27 protein-coding genes and 1 other annotated feature are annotated in these 24,725 nt (G+C 34.5%); of the genes, 15 read left to right on the forward strand and 12 right to left on the reverse strand.

The features are described from left to right. Positions 1-14 precede the first annotated feature (14 nt). The 7 genes from ACYVEC_RS09450 (at position 15) to ACYVEC_RS09480 (ending at position 5,563) form a co-directional block, all read left to right on the forward strand. A complete protein-coding gene (locus ACYVEC_RS09450; RefSeq protein ID WP_063224677.1) occupies positions 15-1,331 on the forward strand; it encodes a Na+/H+ antiporter NhaC family protein in 1,317 nt (438 codons plus the stop codon). 229 nt (positions 1,332-1,560) lie between these two features. After that, a complete protein-coding gene (locus ACYVEC_RS09455) occupies positions 1,561-1,917 on the forward strand; it encodes a lmo0954 family membrane protein (RefSeq protein ID WP_000808634.1) in 357 nt (118 codons plus the stop codon). 56 nt (positions 1,918-1,973) lie between these two features. Then, complete coding sequence (locus tag ACYVEC_RS09460) at positions 1,974-2,636, forward strand: PspA/IM30 family protein (protein ID WP_063224434.1); 663 nt, start codon at positions 1,974-1,976, stop codon at positions 2,634-2,636. A gap of 106 nt (positions 2,637-2,742) precedes the next feature. Then, complete coding sequence (liaF, locus tag ACYVEC_RS09465; protein WP_063224433.1) at positions 2,743-3,483, forward strand: cell wall-active antibiotics response protein LiaF; 741 nt, start codon at positions 2,743-2,745, stop codon at positions 3,481-3,483. Further along, positions 3,483-4,538 carry a sensor histidine kinase gene (locus ACYVEC_RS09470; protein WP_063224432.1) on the forward strand — a complete coding sequence of 352 codons (1,056 nt, stop codon included), beginning with the start codon at positions 3,483-3,485 and terminating at the stop codon, positions 4,536-4,538. The genes liaF and ACYVEC_RS09470 overlap by 1 nt, the downstream gene beginning before the upstream one ends. Beyond that, positions 4,535-5,167 carry a response regulator gene (locus tag ACYVEC_RS09475; RefSeq protein ID WP_000598709.1) on the forward strand — a complete coding sequence of 211 codons (633 nt, stop codon included), beginning with the start codon at positions 4,535-4,537 and terminating at the stop codon, positions 5,165-5,167. Before ACYVEC_RS09470 ends, ACYVEC_RS09475 begins: the two co-directional genes overlap by 4 nt. Positions 5,168-5,266: 99 nt before the next feature. Further along, the gene (locus ACYVEC_RS09480; RefSeq protein WP_142332719.1) at positions 5,267-5,563 is read left to right on the forward strand and encodes a DUF3992 domain-containing protein; all 297 of its coding nucleotides are present in this window, start codon (positions 5,267-5,269) and stop codon (positions 5,561-5,563) included. A 22-nt stretch (positions 5,564-5,585) separates the two neighbouring features. On the opposite strand, the gene brnQ3 is transcribed toward ACYVEC_RS09480, so the two are convergent. Continuing rightward, positions 5,586-6,941, reverse strand: a complete 1,356-nt coding sequence (gene brnQ3 / locus ACYVEC_RS09485) for a branched-chain amino acid transport system II carrier protein BrnQ3 (RefSeq protein ID WP_098555522.1) — start codon at positions 6,939-6,941, stop codon at positions 5,586-5,588. Positions 6,942-6,997: 56 nt separating this feature from the next. Further along, positions 6,998-7,257: a binding site (T-box leader), on the reverse strand. Between the two features lie 283 nt (positions 7,258-7,540). On the opposite strand from brnQ3, the gene ACYVEC_RS09490 reads away from it, so the two are divergent. After that, positions 7,541-7,750 carry a hypothetical protein gene (locus tag ACYVEC_RS09490; RefSeq protein WP_000880630.1) on the forward strand — a complete coding sequence of 70 codons (210 nt, stop codon included), beginning with the start codon at positions 7,541-7,543 and terminating at the stop codon, positions 7,748-7,750. Between the two features lie 39 nt (positions 7,751-7,789). On the opposite strand, the gene ACYVEC_RS09495 is transcribed toward ACYVEC_RS09490, so the two are convergent. Further along, complete coding sequence (locus ACYVEC_RS09495; protein WP_275718740.1) at positions 7,790-8,566, reverse strand: class I SAM-dependent methyltransferase; 777 nt, start codon at positions 8,564-8,566, stop codon at positions 7,790-7,792. A 107-nt stretch (positions 8,567-8,673) separates the two neighbouring features. On the opposite strand from ACYVEC_RS09495, the gene ACYVEC_RS09500 reads away from it, so the two are divergent. After that, a complete protein-coding gene (locus ACYVEC_RS09500; RefSeq protein ID WP_460506230.1) occupies positions 8,674-9,525 on the forward strand; it encodes a hypothetical protein in 852 nt (283 codons plus the stop codon). A 104-nt stretch (positions 9,526-9,629) separates the two neighbouring features. Here ACYVEC_RS09500 and ACYVEC_RS09505 read toward each other — a convergent pair whose 3' ends face one another. Then, complete coding sequence (locus tag ACYVEC_RS09505; protein WP_060630134.1) at positions 9,630-9,827, reverse strand: hypothetical protein; 198 nt, start codon at positions 9,825-9,827, stop codon at positions 9,630-9,632. Positions 9,828-9,978: 151 nt separating this feature from the next. On the opposite strand from ACYVEC_RS09505, the gene ACYVEC_RS09510 reads away from it, so the two are divergent. The 3 genes from ACYVEC_RS09510 (at position 9,979) to hmpA (ending at position 13,077) form a co-directional block, all read left to right on the forward strand. After that, positions 9,979-11,076: a site-2 protease family protein gene (locus ACYVEC_RS09510; protein WP_063224427.1), complete on the forward strand. Its 1,098-nt coding sequence runs from the start codon at positions 9,979-9,981 to the stop codon at positions 11,074-11,076. Between the two features lie 114 nt (positions 11,077-11,190). Further along, entirely contained in the window at positions 11,191-11,709 is a 519-nt protein-coding gene (locus ACYVEC_RS09515; RefSeq protein WP_098555525.1) for a hypothetical protein, read from the forward strand. Positions 11,710-11,868: 159 nt separating this feature from the next. Next, complete coding sequence (gene hmpA, locus ACYVEC_RS09520) at positions 11,869-13,077, forward strand: NO-inducible flavohemoprotein (RefSeq protein WP_063224425.1); 1,209 nt, start codon at positions 11,869-11,871, stop codon at positions 13,075-13,077. Between the two features lie 30 nt (positions 13,078-13,107). Here hmpA and ACYVEC_RS09525 read toward each other — a convergent pair whose 3' ends face one another. Beyond that, on the reverse strand, positions 13,108-13,620 hold the full coding sequence (locus tag ACYVEC_RS09525) for a Crp/Fnr family transcriptional regulator (RefSeq protein WP_063224424.1): 513 nt from the start codon (positions 13,618-13,620) through the stop codon (positions 13,108-13,110). Positions 13,621-13,790: 170 nt separating this feature from the next. Here ACYVEC_RS09525 and ACYVEC_RS09530 point away from each other — a divergent pair, with 170 nt between their 5' ends. Further along, positions 13,791-14,018 carry a hypothetical protein gene (locus ACYVEC_RS09530; RefSeq protein WP_000882907.1) on the forward strand — a complete coding sequence of 76 codons (228 nt, stop codon included), beginning with the start codon at positions 13,791-13,793 and terminating at the stop codon, positions 14,016-14,018. Between the two features lie 293 nt (positions 14,019-14,311). On the opposite strand, the gene ACYVEC_RS09535 is transcribed toward ACYVEC_RS09530, so the two are convergent. The 3 genes from ACYVEC_RS09535 to ACYVEC_RS09545 all read right to left on the reverse strand — a co-directional run bounded on the left by ACYVEC_RS09535 (position 14,312) and on the right by ACYVEC_RS09545 (position 16,860). Next, on the reverse strand, positions 14,312-15,112 hold the full coding sequence (locus tag ACYVEC_RS09535; protein ID WP_060630138.1) for a sulfite exporter TauE/SafE family protein: 801 nt from the start codon (positions 15,110-15,112) through the stop codon (positions 14,312-14,314). 117 nt (positions 15,113-15,229) lie between these two features. Then, positions 15,230-16,228, reverse strand: a complete 999-nt coding sequence (locus ACYVEC_RS09540) for an inorganic phosphate transporter (RefSeq protein ID WP_063224423.1) — start codon at positions 16,226-16,228, stop codon at positions 15,230-15,232. Between the two features lie 11 nt (positions 16,229-16,239). After that, on the reverse strand, positions 16,240-16,860 hold the full coding sequence (locus ACYVEC_RS09545; RefSeq protein WP_063224422.1) for a DUF47 domain-containing protein: 621 nt from the start codon (positions 16,858-16,860) through the stop codon (positions 16,240-16,242). Positions 16,861-17,172: 312 nt separating this feature from the next. Between ACYVEC_RS09545 and ACYVEC_RS09550 the strand changes: the two genes are divergently transcribed. Beyond that, positions 17,173-19,215 carry a transglycosylase domain-containing protein gene (locus ACYVEC_RS09550; RefSeq protein ID WP_098555527.1) on the forward strand — a complete coding sequence of 681 codons (2,043 nt, stop codon included), beginning with the start codon at positions 17,173-17,175 and terminating at the stop codon, positions 19,213-19,215. Between the two features lie 124 nt (positions 19,216-19,339). Here ACYVEC_RS09550 and ACYVEC_RS09555 read toward each other — a convergent pair whose 3' ends face one another. The 3 genes from ACYVEC_RS09555 to ACYVEC_RS09565 all read right to left on the reverse strand — a co-directional run bounded on the left by ACYVEC_RS09555 (position 19,340) and on the right by ACYVEC_RS09565 (position 22,572). Then, positions 19,340-19,768 (reverse strand): hypothetical protein, encoded by a 429-nt coding sequence (locus tag ACYVEC_RS09555; RefSeq protein WP_199677586.1) that lies wholly within the window; start codon positions 19,766-19,768, stop codon positions 19,340-19,342. A 195-nt stretch (positions 19,769-19,963) separates the two neighbouring features. Next, positions 19,964-21,058: a Gly-Xaa-Xaa repeat protein gene (locus ACYVEC_RS09560; protein WP_460506237.1), complete on the reverse strand. Its 1,095-nt coding sequence runs from the start codon at positions 21,056-21,058 to the stop codon at positions 19,964-19,966. Positions 21,059-21,300: 242 nt separating this feature from the next. Beyond that, complete coding sequence (locus ACYVEC_RS09565; RefSeq protein WP_063224419.1) at positions 21,301-22,572, reverse strand: ATP-binding protein; 1,272 nt, start codon at positions 22,570-22,572, stop codon at positions 21,301-21,303. Positions 22,573-22,732: 160 nt separating this feature from the next. Between ACYVEC_RS09565 and ACYVEC_RS09570 the strand changes: the two genes are divergently transcribed. Beyond that, entirely contained in the window at positions 22,733-23,578 is an 846-nt protein-coding gene (locus ACYVEC_RS09570) for a DUF72 domain-containing protein (protein ID WP_063224418.1), read from the forward strand. Between the two features lie 293 nt (positions 23,579-23,871). On the opposite strand, the gene ACYVEC_RS09575 is transcribed toward ACYVEC_RS09570, so the two are convergent. Next, positions 23,872-24,066 carry a DUF3924 domain-containing protein gene (locus tag ACYVEC_RS09575; RefSeq protein WP_001094861.1) on the reverse strand — a complete coding sequence of 65 codons (195 nt, stop codon included), beginning with the start codon at positions 24,064-24,066 and terminating at the stop codon, positions 23,872-23,874. A gap of 119 nt (positions 24,067-24,185) precedes the next feature. Then, positions 24,186-24,716, reverse strand: coding sequence for a tyrosine-type recombinase/integrase (locus ACYVEC_RS09580; RefSeq protein WP_000806236.1), 531 nt, complete (start codon positions 24,714-24,716; stop codon positions 24,186-24,188). Positions 24,717-24,725: the final 9 nt, after the last annotated feature.

The following is a 24,725-nucleotide window of genomic DNA, read 5'->3' on the forward strand; positions in this document are numbered from 1 at the left end:
GGAGAGATGGTACTTTGAAAGAAACGAGAGGAAATGGTTTGGCTTTATTACCACTTGGGATATTTTTGGCACTATTTATTGGTTCTGGAATTATTACAGGTGATTTCTATAAATTGCCGATACTTGTAGCAATTTCAATTGCTGTAGGAGTCGCTTTAGCAATGAATCGTAAAGAAAGCTTTAATATCAAAGTAGAACGATTTGCTAAAGGTGCAGGGAACCCAGATATTATGATTATGGTTTTAATCTTTGTACTTGCAGGAGCATTTTCTGAAACGGCAAAAGGGATGGGCGGCGTTGATTCTACAGTTAACTTAGCGTTATCAATTTTACCGCAAGGATTTATCGTAGCTGGAATTTTTGTTATAGGGGCATTTATTTCATTAGCGATGGGAACTTCAATGGGAACAATTGCCGCATTAGCACCAATTGCTGTAGGTATTAGTGGGCAAACTGATATCTCCATTGCACTTACGATGGCTACCGTTGTGGGCGGAGCGATGTTTGGTGATAATTTATCATTTATTTCAGACACAACAATCGCAGCTGTACGTTCACAAGGAACAGAAATGAAAGATAAGTTTAAAACGAACTTTTTAATTGTATTACCAGCGGCTATGATTACAATTGTACTATTAGTAATCATTACTTTAGGGAGCGATACGCAGATTAAAGCGCATAGCTTTGACTGGATAAAGATTTTACCGTATGCAGGAGTACTTATTACAGCGCTACTTGGTTGGAATGTACTTATTGTGTTAACTGGTGGAACTGTACTATCCGGCGTTATCGGTCTTTTAGATGGAAGTTACACGTTAGAGAGTTTCTTTAAAAGTGTAACGACTGGAATGGGCGGTATGATGGAGTTAGTATTACTTGCTATTTTAATTGGTGGTATGGTCGAACTGATTCAATATAATGGTGGTATTCAATATTTAATGAATATTTTAACTCGTAACATTCGTTCGAAAAAAGGAGCAGAGTTCGGTATCGCTGGCTTAGTGAGTATGACGAATATGTGTACAGCGAATAATACGATTTCTATTATTTTTACAGGTCCACTTGCGAAAAACATTGCAGATCAATATGAAATTGATCCTCGTAAATCAGCGAGTGTATTAGATCTTTTCTCATGTTGTGTGCAAGGGTTAATTCCGTATGGTGCGCAAATGTTAACGGCAGCAGGATTTGCGGCGTTATCTCCGATTGAATTGTTACCATATGCGTTTTATCCGATCTTAGTTGGAGTATGTGGAATTATTTCTATATTAATTGGTTTCCCGAGGTTTTCTAAAGTAGCGGGAAAGAAAGAGTATCACAAAACAGCATAATTTAAAATGAAGTTTATGAATAGTAACGAAAGCCGTACAGAGAATGTTCTCTGTACGGCTTTTTATTTGCGATAAAAGAGTGAATCATCCTATCCTACCGCATATTTTTACAAAAGGCTGAATGCAACTCAGTCTTAAGTCTGAGTCGAAAACGGTTCTTAAGCTCGTTATGGAAAAGTGAAAAAATAGTTAAGATAAGAGTATCAAATCGAAGGGAGGCAAGCACAAGATGAAACAATTTCTAGCGTTTATCGCGGCTGGTATTTTAGCTTTAATTGCTCTTGGCAGTCTTGCTGGTATTATAGGATTCGCAATTGGAGCAGGAGTTGTGTACTGGAGCTATAAATCATTTGTGCGAGCACAATCATTTTTTGGAAAGTTAGCTTGGGGTATTGTTGGTTTGATCGGCTTGTCCATCGCCCTTTCTCATTCCCCAGCATTAATCGGTATCGCAGCATTAGTAGTTTTATACTACGGATACCGTGAGTGGAAAAAAGAAAAAAATGTAGTTGTTGATTCTGCACCAGAAAGTTCTAAACCATATAGCAACTTTGAAGATGAGTGGAACAAGTTAATGAAAAACTAATAAAAAATTAATAAAAACTAAATCAAATTGATAAAGAAGAAGAGAGGAAGATTATAATGAAACAATCTTTATTCGGACGTGTACGCGATGCAATTTTAGCAGATTTTCATAATGTGTTAGATGAGAAAGAAAGAAAAAATCCAATCGCGATGTTAAACCAATATTTACGCGATAGTGAGCGTGAAATAACAAAAATTGAGAAGTTAATTGAGCGCCACAAAACATTAAAATCTAATTTCGCTCGTGAGCTTGAGCAAGCACGTTATTTTGTTAATAAAAGATCAAAGCAAGCGATCGTCGCTCAAGAAGCAGGCGAATTACAACTACATGAGCGTGCGTTAGAAGAAGTAGCGTATTATGAAGGGCAAGTAACTCGATTAGAAGAAATGTATGCAGGTGTTGTAGATCAAATTGATGAGTTAGAGCGTCGTCTTGCTGAGATGAAAAATAAATTGAAAGAAATGCACGCAAAACGTATGGAATTAATGGCACGTGAAAATATGGCACATGCAAATCGTCGTATGAATACAGCGATGCATAAAATGGATGAAAATAATCCGTTCTTACGCTTTGAAGAAATTGAAGATCACATTCGTGACTTAGAAACTCGTATGAATGAAGAGCATGAACGTGACACATTTGATATGAAAATTGCAAAGCTTGAGCGTGAAATGAAAGAAAAGAATGATGTATCGTTAACGAAAGAGTTAACAAAATAATAGTAGTATATTATAAAACAGGCTTATGATATAGTGATAGGAGAAAAGGTGTTGGAAAGCAATGCCTTTTCTTCTATGTATATGTGACAAGAAGGGGGGAGCTGAAATGAAGAAGCATTTTTCAAAAACACAATTAATGGGGATGCTCCTCATCATATTTGGATTCGGTCTTTTTCTTGATATGATACTTGGACATTTTGAACCAGGTGGTCTCATTTTTGCATTTATTATGCTTATGTTTGGAAGGCATTATCGTAAAAAGAATCGTTATGTACGAGGAAATGTATTTTTATTTGTTGGTGGTATCGTATTTTTATTCTTCTTATTTTCATCAGCGGCATTTGTTCTTGTCGTATTTGCTTGTTTAGCTTTAATTGGTTATCAATTGATTCAACAAGGACATCAGCAAAAAGCAATGAAGGTTGAAATTAAAGAAAAAGGGATTATAAATGAAGAGAAGCAAATATATCGTACAGAGCCATATGTGAAAAATATGTTTGTAGGTAATGTACGAATGATGGATCATATTTATGAACTTGAGGATATAAATGTTCAATATGGTGCTTGTGATGTGGAGATAGATTTAACAACTGCTATGATTCCAGAAGGGGAGACAGTAATTGTTATTCGAGGCATCGTTGGAAATATTCGTTTATATGTGCCATATGATATTGAACTGTCTTTAAATCACTCTGTTATTGTCGGACGTGTGCTCTTGCCAGGACATGAAGAGACAGGTTTTAATCGCAATGTTACATTTAGAACAGAGCAGTATAAAGAAGCTCCTCGTCGTATTAAAATTATTTCTTCGCTTGTCGTAGGCGATACGGAAGTGAGGAAAGTATAATGAAGAAACAAAAAAATATTTCGTGGATGTATATTCGTTATTCTATGTTGTCCTCTGTTAGTATCGCACTTATTTGTACAATTGTATATGTATGGAAAAGCGAACAACAAGTGTATGATTTATTATGGAAGGAATCCATCGCTTCTGTTCCAATTGGCTTGTTTATTATGACTACAAGTTTACTTATCGGAGGGATTGTAGGATATGCAATCGGTTACTATATAGAGCAGCGCATACAAGGATTAAATACTTTTCTATTTGAAGTAGAGCGAGGGAATTTTCCGAGCGATGTTTCGTTTACTGCAGATGATGAATTTCATGAAGTGGAACGAAAAGTAATCGTTCTGGCTCGTCGATTAGAGGAGCAAGCTGGACTCTTTCAAAAGGTAACGAATGAACGAGCTCATTGGAATGAAGAGATGAGACAAGAAGCGATTTCCCAAGAAAGGCATCGATTGGCGAGGGAGCTGCATGATTCTGTAAGTCAGCAGCTTTTTGCAATGTCGATGATGATGTCGGCTATTAATGAACAAATAGCTGAATTTCCAGAAACGACGAAAAAGCAGTTGCAACTCGTTGAGAATATGGTTGTAAATGCACAGTCAGAAATGAGAGCGTTGCTTCTTCATTTACGCCCAGTGCAGTTAGAAGGTAAGAAATTAACAGAGGGTATAGAAGAATTATTAACAGAACTGTCTAGAAAGCAACATATGAAAATTGAATGGTTAATTGAACCAATTCAATTAAAAAAAGGTGTAGAAGATCACTTATTCCGTATTGTACAAGAGGCGCTGTCTAATACATTACGGCATGCGAAGGCAAAGAAAACGGAAGTACGTCTACGCAAAATTGAACAATATGCAATATTGAAGATAATTGATGATGGTGTCGGTTTTAAAGTTGGAGTTAATAAGGCCGGTTCATATGGTTTAAGATCAATGCAAGAGCGAGTTCATGAAATTGGTGGTACATTAAAAGTGCTTAGTTTTCCAAATAAAGGTACACAAATTGAAGTGAAAGTACCGATTATGATTGAGAGAGGGGGAGAGTCATGATAAAAGTATTACTAGTGGATGATCATGAAATGGTTCGAATGGGTGTATCAGCATATTTATCAACGCAGCCAGATATTGAAGTAGTTGGAGAAGCTGAAAATGGAAGAAAAGGTTCAGAGTTAGCACTGCAATTAAGACCGGATATTATTTTGATGGACCTTGTCATGGACGAGATGGATGGGGTTGAAGCAACACGTGCTATTATTCAGGAATGGCCAGAAGCGAAAATTGTAGTTGTAACGAGCTTTTTAGATGATGAGAAATTGTATCCTGTTATTGAGGCCGGAGCGACAAGTTATTTATTAAAAACATCAAGAGCGAGTGATATAGCGGACGCTGTACGGGCTACTTATGATGGAGAAACAGTATTAGAGCCAAAAGTTACTGGTAAAATGATGTCTCGTATGCGTCAGAAGAAAGAACAACCTTTGCATGAGGAGTTAACAGAAAGAGAGTCTGAAATTTTGTTATTAATTGCAGAGGGGAAAAGTAATCAAGAGATTGCAGATGAATTGTTTATTGCCCTCAAAACAGTAAAGACGCATGTGAGTAATATATTAAATAAGCTAAATGTAAGTGACCGGACACAGGCGGTTATTTATGCGTTTAGACATCAATTGACGAAATGATAAAGTGAAACTTTAATCAGTGGGGGGGATTCCCACTGATTATTAGTTTGCACCGAATCTTTTTTATTGACGCCAATAAATGTAAACGTTATCATTTAGTTGTTAACAGTACATACAAAGGGGAGAATGTATATGTTAGTTCAAACTATATTTGGCATGGATAAGTCTAAAAAATTAGGGGATTATGTGAACGCATTACAAGTACTTTGTGAACAATATAATGTTGAAACAGATAAAATTGCAATTGTTGAGGCGACAGAAGAGTACTATTTATTTTTAGTAAAGCAAGAAGATTGCTACGATGTTGTCAAAGTAGAAACAGTGGATACAAATATCGACTATTATACGAAAGCGTATAAAATAAGTAGTTTTAATCATACTGCTTATCAAAAGTAAAAAACTCCCTTTCGGGAGTTTTTTAGGATGCTTTTACTTCATGAGATTCGGTAAGTAAGGGTACTCTTTTCGCACCGCTTAGCTTAGCGATTGTAAAGCTGATAAGAGCTCCGGCTGATGCTGGTATTAGCCAGCCAATTCCTTCATTATATAAAGGGATAAATTCAAAATATGGTGTGATATATGAAATTGAAATACCACCTTGTTTTAATCCATCAAATACGCTCACTACGGCTGCACCAATTAAAGCACCTACATAAACAGAGCGATATCCGCCAAAGTATTTATGCAGTAACGATAGTAGAACGAGTACGATTGCAATTGGATATACAACAAGTAAAATTGGAACAGAGATGGCAATGATTTTTGTTAAACCTAAGTTAGCAACTAGTAACCCTAAAGCGCAAATGATACTTGCAAACATTTTGTATGAAAATTTTGTAAATAATGTTGAGAAATATTGACTACATGCAGATACGAGTCCAACACATGTCGTTAAGCAAGCGAGTGTAACAATCAGAGCTAGTAGAAGTAAGCCGTATGGACCGAATAATTGTTGTACGATTACAGTAAGTAGTTGTCCCCCATTCTTTGCGTATCCGAGTGAGACGCTAGTTGCACCGAGCCAGCCAAGTGCACCATATACAAGTACGAGACCGGTAGCGGCAATAAGTCCTGCTTTCGCTGTTGCGATGGCAATGGACTTACGATCTTTCACACCTTTAGAGCGAATGGCATTTACAACGATAATTCCAAATGCAAGTGCTGAAATGGTATCCATCGTTAAGTATCCTTCCATAAAGCCTTTGAAGATTGGAGAAGTTTGATACTCTTGCATTGCTGGTCCGGATTGCCCAAGTGGTGTAAATACACTTTTAACAAATAATAAGAAAATAGAGAGTAATAAAATAGGTGTTAATATATTTCCAATGCGATCGACAAGTTTAGATGGATTTAAACTAAGCCAAAATACGATAGCAAAGAAGATGACCGTGTATAAAAATAGTGCTAGGTTACTAGAGCGAATTGTTTCTGGTAAGAAAGAACTAACGCCCATTTCAAAAGCGACATTTGCAACGCGTGGAATTCCCATCGAAGGACCGATTGCAATGTATACAACTACCGTAAAGAATATTCCGAATAATGGATGAACATGACTTGCTAGTTGTTGCATACCGTTTCCTGATAAAGAAATTGCAATAACAGTTAATAATGGTAAACCGACTCCTGTTAGTAAAAATCCAATCATTGCCGGCCAAAAGTTTTCACCTGCATTTTGTCCAAGCATGGGAGGGAAAATTAAATTACCTGCCCCAAAAAATAAAGAAAATAGCATAAGACCTGTGAAAAAAATATGTTTTTTTGATACAGTGTTCATTGTTTTTCCTCCTTTTTTAAATTCATTTGTAAGAACACAAAAAACTCGTCCCTAAAGAAAGGGACGAGTTATATTTACCCGCGATACCACCCTAATTTATACATGTAGAAATGATTCTATATGTATACGGCTTTACAACGTACAACATGATACGTGTTCCTTGTAACGGGGGACAGCCGGTAAGAACTTACTACAGCATTCGGTTCTACTTCTCGGAGATGATTTTCGGCTATGCACTGAACGTTGGCTTTCAGCAAATCGCCAACTCTCTGGGGGGACAGTCCTATAACGTACTCGTTCTCGTCAATGAATTTTTATTCAAGTATTCTGACAGTATTGTTGCATGTTTTTTTGCGAAAGTCAATATTTTTTTAAAAAGATATGTTTATATGGGGAAATATCAAAAGTAATATGCTTTGTTTTGAAGTGAAGGGCTGATGTAAGTTAGATTATAAAACGGGAGTAAAAATTTGTAGAGAATTGTAAAATTTGTGGAGAAAGTTGATATTTATAGGAGTAAAGAAGGTATTGTTTGAATTTACAGAGAATAATACAACAATCCACTTGCTGGAAAGAACAAACCAAAAGAGGTGACTGGAATGCTTGCGATGGGAGTATTATTTGGCATTATTGCTATAATTGGTTTTATGTGGTTATATTATTCGCGTTCGTTTAAACAAGCAGAAGTTTTACTCTTTCAAAAAGGTAGTTTGTTGACAAATCAGTCTAGATATTTAGTATGTCCGAAGTGTGGAAGTGCACAGGCCAGAAGTGGAGGATATCAAGAGTGTTGCAAAATTAGATTATGAAAGAAGGAAGCCTCACATTATTTTGTGAGGCTTCCTTCCTTACAATTTCATGGCGCTCCAAATTGTCCACCGATCTCTTTCGATAATAGGAGAGGTGTTTTGTAATGCAGTCTGTACTTGTTGTAGAAGTTGAGAAAGTTCGTGATCTGTTAATTCGTATAGAATGGATCGACCTGTTCGAGGTGATAAATCTTGTAGCAATGCTTCTACAGAATCATGTATTTTTCGTACTTCCCATTGTGTTTGAGTGGGGAACACGTGAAGAAAATATTTTTGTAATTCTTGTTGTATCGTGGTGGTTTTTGGACGTCTTTTTGCTTCTATTTCAATGAGCTTTGGAAAGGTAGAGAAAAAATATCCACGGATGTGTTCGGGGCTTCCAGGAATTGTACAATCTTCAATAGTTCGGTCTTGTACAATAAGTACACCGTTTTTCTTTAATATACGAGAAGCTTCACGTAGAAATGTAGGAATGTCTTGTAAATGATGAATAACTGCGCGCGAAATAACAATGTCGAATGTATCGTTAGGATATGGAATGCTATGTGCATCACCGTGAATGAATGAAATGTTTGAAAATCCGCTACAATTTTCTTTTGCAGCCTGTAATATTTCTTTTGAAAAATCAAACCCAACAATACTTTTTGCTCCCATAAGAGCAAGTTCTTTCGTATAAATCCCGCCACCACAGCCGATATCAATTATTTGCTTGTTTTGTATATTTGTAATGCTTTTTATCATTTCCCCCCAAGAAATATGGGCGTTTCGCTGTGCGCATGTGTATTTATTATTTGCATCGTGAAAATTAATGGACATGAAAAAACCTCCTTTCAATGCTTAGTATAGCGTATTTTATAGTGTGTCACGTTTTTGTTTTTTATATGAAGATTATAAGAATTTCTTATTGTAAAAGGAGGATTAAGTTGAAAAGGAAATATGTATTGTTGTTATTTGCTATGTTACTAGCATCTTGTAGTCAAGTTGAGCAAAAAAAAGAAACAAAAAAAGTGGAAGAGACGGTGAATGAAGTGAAAGAAACAATAGGGGTAACCGTTATACAAAAAAAACATACAGAGAAAAAGTTGCAGGAATCAGAAGCTAAGGTAGTAATAGACATTATGGATAAAGCTGAGAAACAAGAAATAACAGGTAGCTTCGGTGAACCTGAATATGAAATACAAATTAGTAGAGATGGAAAAAAAGAAACATATTATGCATGGCTAAGAGGGGAAGACAGACGAGGATGGGTACAACATAAGAAAGCTATGTATATGCTGAATAAAAAAGATACGGAAATGCTTTTGGCTATATTTCCAAATGTTTCAGAACAAAAAGAAGATGAGGTACAGGTAGGTCCTTTAACGGAAGTAACAAAAAAAGATTTGCAGATTACCGCGTTCCATATTAAAGCAGGCAATCAAAAAGTGAATTATACGGTACGGTATACGATTTCACAATCATTATACAACAAGTTAGAGAAGGAACAAGAATATTATTTGCAAGTCATTTTCCCAGAAAAAGTTCAAAAATTAATTGGAAAAAAAGAAAGTGAAAAAATTTCAGGTGAAAAGGTAAAGGAAGGGTATAAACAGTATGAATTGCATGCTACTGTTCCGGTAAAAGATGCTTCAGAATCACAATTAAAGTCATTAGAAACATATTATGAAAATTATGATTTGAAAATATTAAATAGTAAAAAAGAACAAATAGGTGTTTTTCAAAATATCATTCAAATTGTTAAAGAGTATGGTGAAAAAATGAATTTACAAAGATAAGGTGAAACTTTAATTAGCCCTGACGGATTGGGATGAATGTAATTTGTAAAGTCTATATGGCCTTTCCTAGGAAATGATAATAGAGAGGGAAAACCCCCTCTCTATTACTTTGCTTTTGCAGATGGCTCATTCATTGATTTTCGTGTAATAAGAAAAGAAATCATAAGAGCGGAAAGGATGATAAGAGTAATAAATACATGATTGGGCAACAAATCTAATAATAATACGTAACTAACGGTATAAAAAATAAGAGTTGAAGCTAAAAACGATAGAACACCTATTATGAGAGATTGTAAGTTCATTTATATGCACCTCCTTTTATTTATATTTTTGTCTAAAAATGGATTAAATAAACATTGTTTCTAACAATAGAAAAAAATATGTCATAATAGAGAAAACAATAAGTTTTGATGAATGAAAATGATTCATGAATGAGAGATAAAGGAGAGGAATATGAAAAATAATAAAAAAGGATTATGGGGAATTATTGTTGCAATGGGGCTATTTTTACTTTCTAAGTTAAAGTGGGTATTTGCAATTTTTAAATTAGCAAAGTTTTCAACGGTATTTAGTATGTTTCTATCGCTTGGAGCATACGCGGTTCTTTATGGTTGGAAATTTGGTGTAGCACTCATTTATTTGTTGTTTGTTCATGAAATGGGCCATTTATGGGCGGCAAGAAGAAAAGGAATACCAACATCGCCTGCAATCTTTATCCCGTTTATGGGGGCTCTTATTGGAATGAAAGAGATGCCGAAAAATGCAAAAGATGAAGCGTATATTGCCTATATGGGACCTCTTTTTGGATTACTTTCATTTTTACCAGCTATTCCGCTTTACATGATAACGAAAGAGCCATTTTGGGCGCTCATTATTTTACTTGGAAGCATGATTAATTTCTTTAATTTAATTCCAGTTTCTCCGTTAGATGGAGGACGGATTATTTCGGTTGTAAGTACGAAAATTTGGGGAGCAGGGCTTGTTTTGCTACTTGGCTATTCAATTTATTTTAAAAGTATTTTGGGAGGATTTATTTTTATTATCGGCTGTATGGAATTGTATAGAGTAATAAAAAGAGATGAGCCAATTAAGGGATTAGGATATAGAATTGATGGAATGAAAGAATATGTTGCGAGGCTTGAAGAGGAATTAAAAGAAACTGGTGCAGTACATCGAAATATATATATGATGCAACATGAAATAAATGTATTAAGGCAAAAAGAAAGAGAGAAAGAATTAAAAACAGGAGAATTTCAAAAGATTGAAGTGTTAGAGTATCTTTTACCAAAGTTTGAGCCACTGGATTACGTCCCATATGAAGATGAAAAAGAAACACATACAATTCATATAAGAGAAGCATTTGAAATGTCAGAAAGAAAATTAAAGGAATGGGAGACAGAAAAGAGACAACAGGAAAACTATTATAAAGTGGATATGAAAACAAAATGGACAGTATTTGCTTGTTATATCGGATTAATGGCTATACTCGGTTACACAGCTTATGAAGGATATATTGTTTTACAAGAACATTTGCCAACGAGAAATGTATAGAAGAATATTGTCGAAATGATAGGAAGGATTTATACAGGAATTATATTTCTACGAGAGAATGTTACAAGTATAGTGTTACATTGTAATATCTTTAGTAGAGAAGGAGTTCTGTATATGAAGAAATTGTTAAGTGTATTCGGGATTATTATCGTAATGATCATTGCGAGCTATAGTCTTATGAAGGTGTTATTACATTATGCGAATAAGCCTGCTGGGGTAAGTACAACAGCTGAAATAGAAGATGTGCAAGAAGAGACAAAAGTGCTTGATTTTATTCGTATGACACATGAAAGTTATAATAATTTCTTAAATTATGGTAAGGCAGAGAATTATACAGATGGAGACTGGAACCAATTTAAGAAATGGTTCCAACAACAAGAACCATCCTTAAAAAATATACATACAGAAATAAAAAATGATAAGATAAAACGCGATGTAAATAGAAGTTATGAAATTGTAAAAAAAGGTGTAGAACTTCAAAATATTGAGTATGTAGTGTATGCTCATCGTGTATATCATGACTTAGATATTATCGTAAATAAATATAAAGGTGAAACAAATATCTGGGGGTATACAGAATTTGGAGATGGGAAAGATATAAGGGTAATTGAACAAGCTATACAGTCCAAATAATAAGCTAGCTAGCATTCTAGTTGGCTTATTTTCTTTTGTAAGCGCAATGTTCATATATTTTTCACAAAAACACCGTGTTAATAGTGATTAAAATCACAATCTGTATTATACAATTCAGTTAAACTAAAAACAGTTAAGGAAATAGAGGAGTGGGATACAATGTTAAGTGAAAAAACAATTGAAATCGTAAAGTCAACAGTACCATTATTACAAGAAAAAGGCGTTGAAATTACAACGAGATTTTATCAAATTTTATTTTCGGAACATCCGGAGTTATTGAATATTTTCAACCATACGAATCAGAAAAAAGGAAGACAACAACAAGCGTTAGCGAATGCTGTTTATGCAGCTGCAACTTACATTGATAATTTAGAAGTTATTATTCCAGTTGTAAAACAAATAGGTCATAAGCATAGAAGTTTAGGTATTAAAGCGGAACATTATCCAATTGTAGGTACATGTTTACTACGTGCAATTAAAGAGGTCGCAGGTGCACCTGATGAAGTTTTAAACGCATGGGGAGAAGCTTATGGTGTCATTGCTGATGCATTCATTAGCATTGAAGCAGAGATGTATGAGGAAGCTGCGCATAAAGAAGGCGGATGGAAAGATTTCCGTAACTTTGTAGTTGTTAAAAAAGTGAAGGAAAGTGATGTTATTACGTCATTTTATTTAAAACCTGAAGATGGAGGGAAAGTTTCTTCATTCATCCCAGGACAATATGTAACGATTCAAATAAATATTGAAGGCGAAACATATACACATAATCGTCAATATAGCTTATCGGATGCTCCTGGAAAAGAATATTATCGTATTAGTGTAAAGAAAGAAAAAGGTGTAGATACACCGGACGGTAAAGTATCTAACTACTTACATGATCAGGTAGAAGAAGGAGATATGTTACCAGTAAGTGCACCAGCAGGAGATTTCGTATTAAATATGGATTCAACATTACCAGTTGTACTAATTAGTGGTGGAGTAGGTATTACACCAATGATGAGTATGCTAAATACGTTAATTGAACAAGACTCAAAACGTAATGTATATTTTGTTCATGCAGCGCTAAATAGTAATACACATGCAATGAAAGAACACGTTGAGGCAGTAGATAATGAATACGAACAAGTTAAAGCATATACTTGTTATTCTGCACCAACTGAAAAAGATTTGGAAATGAAGAACTTTGATAAAGAAGGTTTCATTGAAAGAGAATGGTTACAAACTATTATTCCGACAATTGAAGCAGAGTTTTATTTCTGTGGTCCAGTAGCATTTATGAAGCATATAAATGCTGCACTAACTGATTTAGGTGTGAAACAAGAGCATATTCATTATGAATTTTTCGGTCCAGCAGCAAGCTTACAATAGATTGGGCTTGAATAAGAAAAAAACGAGGGGTTATTTCACCTCGTTTTTTATTTGTTCTCGTAATAGTCGATTTACTGTCTCGCGGCGTATACCTATGAGTTGACCAATTTCGGTTTGTGTTAATATTTCATATATTGGAATGTCACCTAAATATAGTGTGAACCACTCTTGTAAACGATGAAGACGTTCTTTCGGAGAAACGGTTGTCAATTGATCGATACGCTGTTGCATCATTCTTAATTTTGATTGTAATTGCATAGCGATATTTGCATAGGATGCAGGATTTGCCTGGAGTTGATCGTACCATTCATTGCTAAGTATAGGTTCAACTTCTGTTTTCATTAAAGCGATTGCTGTACCGTGATATTCCTTCGGTGAAATTAAAGAATGGTGAGGTATTGTTTCACCTGGAACGATAATGTTGAATAAAAACGGTGTTCCATCTTCTTCTATTCTTACTACTTTTAATAAACCTGTTTTTATAAAATACAAAGGACCATCCTCGCCTTGACGGAATAGTACGTCTCCCTTATGTAGAATCAATGTTAGCCCCCCATTTAAACATTTCAATATCTTCTATTTTAGCGTATAAGTATAAAGACAATATACTATTTAAACTGCAATTTCATTGACGAAATATATGCTATTACAGTAGTATACTATTTAGTGTGTAATAGTACTAGCAATGAATACGCTGTAGGGGGTTTAGTATATTGTTAGATGCGATAAAAATGACGGATATGAGAATTCCGGCGAATGCTATCATTCATGTAGAAGAGATGAAAGGTGGAGTCGTGTTATCCGTTGAAGTAGACGGCCAAATTATTTATACGATGGCTTATGATGAAGAAACAGATAGTTATGCTGAATTATATGATCGAAACGATAAGAGGGCGTGCCAAGTACATGAGGATTTTATGGGATGGTCACTTCTTCATTAAAAAAGATGTCAATATGACATCTTTTTTTATTAAACCGATAGAATATACAAAGAAATGAAATATAAGGATAAAATTTGTAATAAATGATTTTGCATTGTTAGCACTTTGTAACTGCAAGTGAATTATTTTTTCGCTATCATAAAGATAACAGTCGCAGTTATAGGAGTGGTCAACTTGAAGAAATTACATATTTCCAATTATATGTTATTATGTGTTTGTTTAATTTTATTTGTTCTCTTAGGAAGTTTTTTATATTCATGCGTATAAGAAAAACGCATTCTAAAAAGAACGCGTTATAAAAAAGAAGTAATGATTAATCTAGTTCCAAGAATCATTAATGTGATACGTAATAAATTAATTACGGCCTTACCACTTAGTTTTGTATTAATATAAGCCCCGATTTTCCCGCCAATCCATGCACCAGGAATAAGAATTAATGCGTAAATCCAGCTGACATTTCCAAGGGAGATGTGAGTTGCGGAACTTACAATTGCTGATAGAAATACAATAAACATCGAAGTTGCTACAGCAATATGTGCTGGGAATGCAAAAAGTAGCATCATTGCAGGAACAAGTAAGGCACCGCCACCAATTCCAAATAAACCAGATATAAATCCAACTATAAAGGCGATAAAGATAGCGAGAAGCGGTGGGAATTGATAGTGTACAGTGTTCCCTTCGTTATCTGTAAAAGAACGCTTAATTACAGTCATATTTGATAAAGAAAGGGGTTTTAATTTGTCTCGTAACATAAGAAGAATGGAGACAAAAATAAGGAAAATCCCAAAATATAAAGAAAATGTATCTTGATTTAAAAATTTATTTGCCCACGAGCCGATGATACCACCAGGGCCACTCCCAATAAATAAAATAAGTCCACTTTTGTAATCTACTCGTTTATGCTTCATATAAGTAAGGGTGGAAGATAGTCCTGTAAAAACGACTGTTACCATTGAAGTTCCTACTGCAAGTTGTGGTGATAGGCTGTGTAATCCGATTAATAACGGAACAATAATAATTCCGCCACCAAGTCCGACTAGACTCCCGACTGTTCCGGCGATTAGCCCGATGAAAAGTAACATGATGTATTCCAAAATTGCCAACTCCTCTATATAACTTAACCACTAATTATTATACACGTTTTTTAATAAGAAAAAGGTTTGTTCACAAAAAAGTCGTCTTCCTAGAAAAATAAGGAAGACGACTTTTTATTAAAAGATAAAGTGTAATAAAGTGTAAAATAGAGCAGCTAAAGAAGCTGAAATAGGAAGTGTAATAACCCATGTAATTAACATACGTTTTGCAGTTCCCCATTTTACACCTTTCACACGATGAGAAGCACCAACCCCTAAAATAGAAGAAGAGATAACGTGCGTTGTACTAACTGGTAAGTGAATGAATGTTGCACCGAAAATAACAAGTGATGATGATAAATCGGCTGCTACACCATTTACAGGACGAATTTTCATAATTTGTCCACCGACAGTTTTAATGATTTTCCATCCGCCGACAGAAGTACCAAGACCCATTGCAATTGCACAAGATAATTGTACCCAGAACGGGATGTCGCTAGAAGTATGATAGTTATTGGCCATAAGAGCCATCGTAATGATTCCCATTGCTTTTTGCGCATCATTCGTACCATGCGTATAAGCTTGTAATGCAGCAGTGAAAATCTGGAATATACGGAAGTTTTTGTTCGTTTTCGTTAAATTAAAGTTTTTAAAGACTACTTTAAAAATACTGTATACGATATAACCAATAACAAAAGCGATAATCGGTGAAATGATTAAAGCTTCAAGAATTTTGATAAACCCTTTAAGGTTTAATGAGCTAATACCGGCAGCAGCGATAGCTGCACCTGCGATTGAGCCAATAATTGCATGCGAAGAACTACTTGGAATACCGTAGTACCAAGTGATTAAATTCCATGCTATTGCCGCAAGTAAAGCAGCTAAAATTACAAGAGAACCATTTTGCAAGGCAAATGGGTCAACGATATCTTTTGTAATCGTTTTTGCTACACCTGTAAATGTCATCGCACCTAAAAAGTTCATAATAGCTGCCATAATAATTGCATGTCTAGGCTTTAGAGCTTTCGTTGAAACAGCCGTTGCAATAGCGTTTGCTGTATCGTGAAATCCATTGATAAAGTCAAAAGCTAAAGCGCAAATGACTACTAAAACGGTCAGTATCAAGAGTGTATCCATGATCAAACTCCTTACGCGTTCTTCATAATAATTGTTTCTAATACGTTTGCAACGCTTTGGCAGCTATCCGCTACTTCTTCAAGCTCTTCGTAAATCTCTTTGTATTGAATAATCTTAATCGGATCTTTTTCACGAGAGAATAAGTGCTTAATCGCATGACGGCGAATATCATCACATTGTGATTCGTAATCCTTAATCTTAATCGCGTTCGTACGAATGTCGACTAACTTCTTTTTAGACATTAGTTCAACAGAGTTTGCAATCTCAATGGCACATTGATTAATTGCTTCTACGAACTTAATCATGTATTCATCAGCTTCTGTAATAGAATACATTTCGAATAGACCAGCACTGTGATCTAATCCGTCTAATACATCATCCATACTCATTGCAAGCTGTAGGATGTCCTCACGTTCAATAGGAGTAATAAACGCTTTGTTTAGCTCCATTATGATTTCGTGAATAAATGAGTCACCTTTTGACTCATACTCTTTCATGCGCATAGAAAACTCTTTTAAATCGCTAGCATTTTTAATTTTATACTCCACGAAAAACTGCGCGCCTTCTTTTAAATTTTCAGAAACATTCATTAACATTTCAGAAAATTTATCTTTTTTTGATTTAAAGACCATTATTAGTTACCCCCACAAAAGTAATATATGTAAAATATATTGGCTAGTCAATTCTAACAAAAAACTGTCGTTTTTTAAAACATTTTATCGAAAAGTTTACAAAAACTTAACATAACTCTCATTGTTGTATTAATAATATTAATAATCAATAATGAATATCTTACTTGTAGAATGTCCTTTTCTTGCAAAAAGTATGAATGTGAAAGAAAAGCTTTACACTATAGGAAAGACTACGTTATTATAATAAATTTAAAAGGAGGTATATTCTTCCTTTTGAAAAGAAGAGTGTAAACAAACGAAGGAAGTGAACGAATGAAATTGAAGAACACTCACTTAAAAAAAATGCAGGAGTGGTTCAACAAGAGGAAGAAACTTCGTAATTCATTAATTGTATTAGGAAGTTTACTCGCTACTCTATTTATTGCTATAAATATAATAATTTCCATTCAAGACATAACTGAATTAAAACAAGCTGTTCCGCAACCGACCTTAATTTATGATGCAAATAATGAAGTTGCGACTAAATTAGCTTCTTCTAAAACAGAAGGTGTGAAAAGGAAAGATATTCCTGATGTTATGGTTCAGGCAATTGTTGCAGTAGAAGATAAGGAGTTTTTTAACCATCACGGTATTTACTATAGTGGAATTATAAGTGCAGTTTTTAAAAATATTACAGCAGGAGAAGTTGTAGCAGGTGGAAGTACAATTACACAACAACTTGCGAAAAATGTATTTCTAACGCAAGACCGCACGTTTTCACGCAAAATAAAGGAATATTTTTTAACAAAAAAAATAGAACGTACGTATACGAAAGATGAAATTATCGAAATGTATATGAATCAAATTTATTTTGGTGAAGGTGCTTGGGGTATAAAAAGGGCAGCTAAATCTTATTTTGATAAAGATGTAAAAGATTTAACAATTTCAGAGGCTGCAACGATTGCAGGATTAATTAAAGCACCATCTGCGTATTCACCTTATAAAAACTTTAATAAATCCATCGAAAGACGTAATGTTGTATTAAGTTTAATGAAAGAGCAAGGGTATATTTCTGACGAACAGTATAATAAAGAAAAAGAGAGCGGTCTTGTGTTAAAACGTGGTGTTGATGATAAATACAAGGGGAAATACTCTCAATATGTAGACTATATTGTTAGAGAAGCGATGGATAAGTACGAATTAACACAAAATGAAATTTTAGCAGGTGGCTATCGTATTTATACAGAGCTTGATCCGAAAAAACAACAGGCTGTAGAAGATGTTGTGAATAATGATAGTTATTTCAAAGATAGTGGCTCAGATCAACTTATGCAAACAGGTGTAGTTCTTATGAATCCAAAAACAGGTGGTGTACCAGCTTTAGTTGGAGGGAGAGGGCCATATCAGTTTTTACAGTTTAACCATGCAACCCAATTAAAAAGACAACCTGGCTCAACGTTAAAGCCTCTGGCTGTATATGTACCAGCGTTAGAGCAAGGGTATGAAGTATACGACATATTAAAAGATGAACCATTTAATATTAAAGAATATAAACCGCAAAATAGCGATCATACTTTTCACGGTGATGTGACAATGTATGAAGCAGTGGCAAAGTCGTACAATGTTTCAGCTGTTTGGCTATTAGAGCAAATTGGATTAGATAAAGGATTGAAATCTTTAGAGCGATTTGGTATTCCATTAGTGCCAGAAGATCGTACGTATCCGATTGCTTTAGGCGGTATGCATGTGGGGACATCTCCATTTGTAATGGCTCAAGCATACAGTACATTTGCAAATGACGGTGTCCAAGTGGAAGCTCATGCAATTAGAGAGATACAAAATGCTGAAGGTGAAACGCTTGGCAAGTGGTATAAGAAAGAGACACGAGTGACGAGCGAGAAAATTTCTCAAAAGATGACATATTTATTAAAAGGTGTTGTCGAAAAGGGGACGGGCGAAAAGGCGAAAGTTACTAATGTTGATACGGCAGGTAAGACAGGAACTACTCAAATTGTAAATGGCCCGAGCACCGGTGCAAAGGATTCATGGTTTGTTGGGTACACACCAGATTTGGTAGGTGCAATTTGGGTAGGATATGATAAAACAGATAGCGATCATTATGTTCCGGGCGGGAGTCAAATTACGACGACAATGTTCCGGGATATTATGAAAAAAGCGAACGCAAATCCAACTCAAAAAGCATTCCAGTTATCGCTTATATCTGAGGCTGATTATAAAAAACAATTGACTACAATAGAAGAGGAAAAACGAAGAAAAGAAGAAGAGAAGAGAAGGAAAGAAGAGGAACAACAACGAAAACAAGAGCAACAAGAGTGGCTTGATAAAGTGAAAGAATGGATTCCTTCATTTTGGTAAAAGAAAGAGGCGAATAAAGAAATTCGCCTCTTTTTTTGTATGAAAACAACATGAAATTTTAATCGGTAGAGATTTTTGTCTATCGTAATTAGCTATTAATCCATATCCGTTGAGATATATAATATTACTCGTTAAGTATAATATTCGTACTGCCAAAGGATTCGGAATCGTATGTGACGATTATTTTTCCTTTACTAATAGGTTCGTAAGGTAATTCTTCCTCGTAATTACCATTATTTTCATTATGGATAGAAAGCATGATTTCATCAATTTCTTTATTTTTATACTGATCTTTAATTGTTTCAGCAATTTGAAGTAAGGATTCGGAACTAGAAGCTTGCGTAATAAGCATTCCTTTTATAACTTTTTTTTCATTCTTTGTAGCATTGGAATAAGGGATGTTGCTTTGTTTTGTATACAAAAGTTTGTATGGAACAGTTTTTCTCTCTGCTTTTGATATAGTGGAATATTTTAGAGTTAAAAAAAATCCTACACATAAAATAATGCATACCATAAGAGCAAACCAAATGCGTATTAGTGACATAACTCTCATTTTCATCCCTCTTTCATATCTTTGACTTCACTATTTATCATACAAAATGAGGATTAAGATAGAGTAAATTTGAGGTAAAGAAACGTAAAGAAGGAGCACTTATCCTCCCAAATAAGTGCTCCTTTCTATATAAAGAGAGATTTAATGCACGGTTAAACAATACATATTATTATAAAAATACTTATTGAGTGAAAATTAGTAAATTCGGAATACTGATAGTGTTGCAGTTGTATCGCCTGTATTAGGAATAGAAATAGTGTTTGCTGTAGGCTGTATAGAAATCGTTGTACCAGCTTGTAAAGTAACGATTGTAGAGAAAGAAACAGCACTACCGATAACGTTAGTTGAGAAATTACGAGTAGGTGGTTGGCCATTGAATGAAATACCGAATCCAAATGGTGAAGATCCTGGGAAAGTTGTAGATGCTGAGAAACTAATATCATATACGCCTGTTTCTAAAATTGTTAAAGTATCTGCAGTGTCATTAAAATTAATGTTATTTATTTCGAAAACTTGATTAAATTGGATGTTTGTTCCAGGTGATATAGTTTGTGGGTTTGAGTTTCCGATTGCCGCGATAGTTACAGGAATTGGAGTACCCGCTGGTCCTGTTGCGCCCGCTGGTCCTTGAATACCTTGAGGTCCTTGAGCACCCGCTGGTCCTTGAATACCTTGAGGTCCTTGAGGTCCAGTAGCGCCTTGAACACCTGCTGGTCCTTGAGCACCTTGAGGTCCTTGAGGTCCAGTAGCGCCTTGAGCGCCCGCCGGTCCTTGAGGTCCAGTAGCCCCTTGAGGTCCAGTAGCTCCAGTAGCACCTGTTGCTCCTCCGCCTCCAAGGCAACCTGATCCGTATTGAACTACAATAGTTTGGATCTCTGTTATAAGTCTAACTAATTTGTCAATAGTACAACAATCTACTTTGAATAACTTAGCGATATACAATAAATAATTAAGCAAGCTTTGTAGCTCAACGTACAATGCTCCGCATGAGAAAGGTGTTGTTCTTAAAATAGTTAATAGATTAGCAATAATAGAATTTCCAATTTGTTTTTGTGCTGGAGACAAATCTAAGCAATTGAGGAATTTTTGTAAGTTATTTAGGGCAACAATCAAGTTATCGACATTAGCTTGAGATGGGTTTTGAAAGACAGCTTGAATAGCTTGACCAAGAGCTTGAAGGAGTCTAACAAATTCTGTAAGTTCGGACTTAGAGATGTTAATATGACTGCAAGCTCTGACTTCGCAACAATCATTACCATAAAATACTTTTCCTTTATTTTTATTGTTCATCTGTTCATTCCTTTCTTTCATAGAATCAATAGTCATTACTATATATTAAAATGAAATTTATACTAAATCCGTGATGGACAAACTATCATTTCTAAAAAAATAAGAAATTGGCCCATCTAACAAAAAATAAATAAGATATAGAGAAGGTTTTATATAATGTAAAGAAGAAAAGTTCAACATAAAAAACTGCATGTCAATTGTTGAGGGATTTAACAATTGACATGCAGTTAGTAGATTGGATTTTATTTGTATTGATTTAATCTTTCAAGGGCTGTTTTAGGTAAGATTGGAATTGAAATAATAAAAGTAGTACCATCTTCATTACTAGTCATTTTTAATGTACCGTTATGATTTTGAATAATTTTTTTCGTTACTGACAAGCCCAAACCTGTGCCGGAATCTTTTGTTGAGAAGAATGGATCAAAGATATATTCTTGAATCGCTGGTGGAATACCAGTCCCATTATCAGTGAAAGTAATACGAACAAAATTATCTAGGCGGTAACTAGTGATTTGGATAGAAAGTTTTTTTTCTCCTTGAGCATCGACAGCGTTTTGGAATAAGTTTAAAAAAACTTGCACAAGTTCATGACGATCAATATGAACTAAAATATCATCTAATTCGGTAGAAAAATTATAATCAATTGAAATGTTATGTAAAAAGACTTCGCTAGCTAGTAACTGTTGAATATACTCACGTAAAAATGTATTAATTGGAAAGGGTTCTCTTTTAAATTCACGTGTTTTTGAAATAGATAAAAATTTTGTAATGATACTATTTGCGCGATCTAATTCAGGAATAAGTAAGTTTTTAAATAGTTCTTTATTAGATGGAGAAACAGTTTCTTGTAAAAATTGTAAATACCCTCGTACGGTTGTAAGAGGATTACGTACTTCATGTGCAATACCAGCTGCGATTCGCCCTGCTAACGAAAATTTTTCTGCATCACGTTCTGTGTTTAAATAATGAAAGACACTAATAACTCTAAAAATCTCTCCGTTATAATCACGAATAATTCGGTTATTTAAAATGCCATAGTTTTTGTCTAAAACTTCTTCATTATATATTTCAGTGCCCGTTCTTAATGTTTCAAGAGCTTTAATTTTTTCTTCAGGCAATTTTAGTAATTGTTGAATTGGTTTTCCAATTATATCATTTCGTACTACACCAAAATCATCTGCTGCAGCTTGATTACATAAAGTTATATTTCCTTTATTATCAACAAAGGTTACATGATGTGAAAAAGCATCAAAAATATGAACAAAGTATGTTTCAAGTTGTTTAAATAAAAATAGTGAGTCGCAAGTAAGTTGAAAATCAGCCTCTTTATTCTCTTTTTGTATGTTTTGAATGGAATGAGTCGATCTCGTTTTCTTTATTTGTAAACCAATATGTGGATTTTTATATGTGAAATGATGTGGTAATTGATTCACAAGTTCTTCATAAAAACGTACTTTATTTTCTAGTTCTTCTATTCGTTTTTCGTGAGATACAATATCATCGTTTGGAAGCATAAATAAATAACCCCTCAATTTAAAAATTCTTCCATCTAGTATATCATATTTTTATACGGATACTCTTAAAGAAGGGACTACTTAATGAAATTGATTGGTCGAAGTGTTCAGGAAGTGAGTAGACTGGATAGAAGGTGAAGTTAAAAAGGGAGGAATATATTTGCTTTTCATTGGAGTAACAGGGTGGGGAGATCATGATTCTTTATATATAGACCCCTATGAAAATAGAAATAAATTACGAACATATAGTGAGTATTTTCCTATAGTCGAAGTGGATAGTTCATTTTATGCGATGCAACCTGCACGAAACTATACAAAATGGGCAATGGAAACACCGAAAGATTTTTCTTTTATTGTAAAAGCATATCAAGGAATGACAGGACATATGAAAGGTGAAATCCCTTTTTCTACGTTTGATGAAATGTTTGATGTGTACAAACAATCTATTCTTCCTTTAATAGAAGCTGATAAATTAAAAACGATTTTATTTCAATATCCACCATGGTTTGATTGTAAAAAGAAAAATGTGGATTTTCTTCGATATACGAAAGAAAAAATGGAAGGTTTGCCGTGTGCGATAGAATTTCGAAATCAAACATGGTTTTATCCAGAAATGAGAGATAAGACGTTACAGTTTTTGGAACAGGAGAAATGGATTCATACAATTTGTGATGAGCCACAGGCAGGGATGGGTTCGGTACCGCTCATATTAGAAGTAACGAATGCAGAGATGGTGTTAATACGTTTTCATGGCCGGAATGTTCATGGTTGGCTTGATAAAGGAGAAAATTGGAGAGCGGTTCGCTGTTTATATCGCTACAATAATAAAGAATTAGAAGAATGGGTAGAAAGACTAGAACAATTAAAAAAGAAGACAAAGGACATATATATACTATTTAATAATAATTCAGGCGGAGATGCAGTTGATAATGCGAAACAGCTTATGAAAATGATGAACATTACATATGGTGAGCCAAAGCCTGAGCAATTAAATTTGTTTGAATGATAATAAACAAGAAAGGCACTGTACAAACAGGGGGAATGTACAGTGCCTTTCTATATGAAAAAGAGGGGTAACAATGTTACTGAGCGTTTGGTTGATTCATCAATTGTTGGCTTCATAATAAATGATAATGGTTATCATTATCATTGTCAATAGTTTTCCGAAAAATAAATAAAAAACTTTTTATGAGATAGTAACGGTAGGGAGATCCCTAATAGAAGTTTGGCTGAAGTAAAGAATTGTTTCGAGGTAGATTTCCAGCAGTCCCCTGATAAAGTATAAAAAAAGAACAGCAATTAATGCTGTTCTTTTCCAGTGACGAATTGTTGTAAATCAAAAGGAGTTATCGCTTGGATAAATTCTTTTGAGATAAGTGTTTGAACAAGAGTACTTTCAGAAATAGAAGCACCTGTTTTCTTTTCATAAGCTTGTTTTAATAAATCAAGTTTTTCAGCCGTTTCTTTCGGTAATTCAATTGTTAATGTGTTCATAATTTCTCCCCCTTACTATTAGAGTACCACTACAATATAGGAGAGACAAGCAAAGAGAGTGTGAAACATAAAAAAGGTTACCATTTATAAATGGTAACCTTTTTTATGTATAAGAGTTATTAAGCAATACCGATATACTTTAAAGTTTTAGATGGAGTACTATGGTCAAAGAAGTGTTGTAAAAATGCGATATCAACACCTGATTTGTATGCACAATATCCCCAAGTTTTTCGAAGTGTATGTGAGCTAATCCCTTCTAATCCAACTTCTTTTGCAGCTTTGTTTAAAATGTACCATGCATGTTGTCTCGTAATAGATTTTGTTCCCTTTTGAGACTTTAATAACGGTTCATTACGTTTCCAAGTTTTACGTTCTTTCATGTAGTCTTCGATCGCGTGCTGTAAGTCTTCATTTACAGCAAACCATTTATGTTTCTTTACTTTTTCATTGTAAAATAAAATGGAATGGCGAACATTTTCATTTTCATCAATTACATCACTAACTTTTAATTGTAAGATTTCACTTACTTTTAAGCCAGAATTTACAGCTAATACGAATAATAAGCCATCACGTTTCGAAGATTGTAAAAGTATATTTTTGATAGTTTCTAATTGTTTTTCATTTTGAATAGGTTGTCCTGCTTGTTTCATTTCACGCAC

Source organism: Bacillus sp. MN7755 (assembly GCF_054771475.1).